This window comes from Marinococcus sp. LNHM4E3-1 (genome assembly GCF_056034405.1).
Genome location: NZ_JBQLID010000032.1, coordinates 1 through 2,481, shown reverse-complemented (window position 1 = coordinate 2,481; position 2,481 = coordinate 1). Strand labels below are relative to the sequence as shown.

The window sequence follows — 2,481 nt, the reverse complement described above, 5'->3', positions numbered from 1 at the left end:
TGTAAACGCTAAACTAGAGAGAGCAATTTATCACAATTAAGGTAGAGCAGGTTTTCACCAATAAGATGAACCCATTTCCATACAAATATGACACACTTTTAATAAGCTGCCGCTAGTTTATTGAAAGTGAGGAAATTGGAGTGAATCGATTCATGAAATATGTAGAAGTTCGAAAGCTGCATGCCGAAGGGTTTTCCATCAACTCGATTGCGAAAAAGTTGACCATGTCGAGAAATACCGTCAAAGAATATATGGGGATGACGCCGGAGGAATTTGAGGATTTTCTCGTTTCCCTGCGTAACCGGTCCAAGAAGCTGGATCCCTTCCGGGATCCTATCCTCGATTGGCTTCACGAGCATCCAGATCTCACAGGTGCTCAAGTATATGATTGGTTGGAGGAACGGATGAATTTCCGAGGTGCTTCGGAAAATACGGTTCGCAATTATGTGAATGAGCTGCGCGAAAGGTATCATATCCCGAAACATGTTCGACACCGAGCCTATGCGGCGATTCCTGAGAGCTTACCAGGTCAACAGGGGCAAGTCGATTTCGGCCAAACGGTCGTGAAAAGGAAGACAGGAGAAAGCAAACGTCTGTACTTTATCGCTTTTATCCTCTCCCATTCGCGCTATAAATATGTCGAGTGGCTGGATCGTCCCTTTCGGACGACAGACGTCGTAAGATGTCACGAAAATGCCTTTGCGTATTATGAGGGCATGCCGAAGGAAATGGTCTACGATCAAGATGCTTTACTCGCCGTTAGCGAAAACGCTGGGGATCTTATTTTAACGGCGGAATTCACGAAATACCAAACAGCCCGGGGCTTCAAGATTTATCTCTGCCGGAAAAGCGACCCTGAATCAAAAGGAAAAATCGAACAAGTGGTGAAGTTTGTGAAATACAACTTCAGCAAAAACCGGGTGTTTGATCAGTTGGCGACGTGGAATGAGGCCTGCCTGGCCTGGTTAAAGCGCACAGGTAATTATAAAATTCATCACAATATAAAAAAGAGACCTTCCGAAGTGTACGCCCTGGAAAAGCAACACTTACAAAAAGTCTCTACGAGCTATTTATTTGAGAATCATCTCTCCTCTAGTATAACAAGAACGATTCACAAGGACAATGTCATCCGTTACCTGCAAAACCGGTATAGCGTACCGTCAGGTACGTATCAACCAGGGAGATTGAACAAAGCGTACCTCGAGGTCATCGAGGGCCGCACCCTCCTGATTCGTTTAAAACCGATGGGGCCGGTGTTGGCCACCCACAACCTTTCCTCGAAAAAAGGCGTGGTCGTTGCCGACCCGCGGCATCGAGGAAAGCGAGAATCGAAGCGCCATCTTTTGATTCATGAGCTGACAGATGCCTTCTCGAATAAAGCTGGTATTCAGTGGTTGATCGAAGCATTAGCAGAGAAATATCCGCGGCACTTGGTCGATCAACTGAAGGTCATTCAAAAGGCCATCCGGAACCATCCGAACAGCGCAGAAGCAGCTCTAACAGAAATTCAAAGGCTCCGATTAATCAGTGGCAATGATTTCCGGGACATCGCTTATTCCCTGGACCGGCAGGTCCATCCGCCATTCTCCCCAGATGTTCCCCTCCCTCAGCCATACATCGAGTGGGAAGCGCCTGAACGATCAAGCGATACCTACTTGAATGTCTTGCATGGAGGGCGAAGAACATGAGTCATCCTTTTGACGCCTTACAACACCAATGCCGAACCTTACGGTTGGCCGAAACGGCAAAAGCGCTTCCCGCGCTCCTCCGGAAAGCAGAAGCCAAAGGCTGGACGTATCATGAGTTCACCCATGAACTTCTGACGTATGAGCTTCAATGTCGGGAACAGAAGACCACCGAACGACGCATGAAATGGGCCGAGTTTCCGGAAATAAAGACCCTGGATACTTATGATTTAAAGGAACAAAACGCGCTGGGAGACAAGCAATTCAACGTGTTGAAAGAGCTGAATTGGGTGGAAGACGATTTTACGTTAATCCTGATGGGGCCGGCAGGTGCAGGCAAAACGCATCTGTCCGTCGCCTTAGGTGTGCATGCCGTCGAGCAGGGATTTCAAGTCTCTTTTGTTTCCATGGCCAACCTGATGTATATCTTAAAAACACGGGAACATACCAAAAAATCCAACACCCGGTATAAACGGATTATTGGATCAGATCTGATCATCATCGATGATGTCATGTATATGACGTATGACGCGCACGAAGCGCATTTGTTTTTCCAATTTGTTTACGATCTTTACGGCAAGGCCGCTTTCATCCTGACGTCAAACAAAGGGCCAAATGAATGGGGCAAATTCTTAGGTGATCTCACCCTGACGACGGCGATCTTAGATCGCCTGCTTCACCGGAGCGAAATCATTACCTTTGGGGAAGAAATGGAAAGCATCCGCATGAAGTACAGACAAACGTTGTTTCCCGAAACAAGTGGTCTATCTTAATTGGTGAACGTTGATCTATCTTA

At 46.9% G+C, this 2,481-nt stretch carries 2 protein-coding genes; both read left to right on the top strand.

The genetic code is table 11. From position 1 onward, the window contains the following. Positions 1-152: 152 nt before the first annotated feature. A complete protein-coding gene (istA, locus tag ACTRXI_RS16265) occupies positions 153-1,688 on the top strand; it encodes an IS21 family transposase (RefSeq protein WP_474264280.1) in 1,536 nt (511 codons plus the stop codon). After that, positions 1,685-2,458 (top strand): IS21-like element helper ATPase IstB, encoded by a 774-nt coding sequence (gene istB, locus ACTRXI_RS16260; protein WP_474264278.1) that lies wholly within the window; start codon positions 1,685-1,687, stop codon positions 2,456-2,458. The genes istA and istB overlap by 4 nt, the downstream gene beginning before the upstream one ends. Positions 2,459-2,481 lie beyond the last annotated feature (23 nt).

What these genes read in the sequence shown, in the direction of transcription:
- istA (WP_474264280.1), top strand. Translation starts at nt 153, where the DNA reads ATGAAATATGTAGAAGTTCGAAAGCTGCATGCCGAAGGGTTTTCCATC.
- istB (WP_474264278.1), top strand. Translation starts at nt 1,685, where the DNA reads ATGAGTCATCCTTTTGACGCCTTACAACACCAATGCCGAACCTTACGG.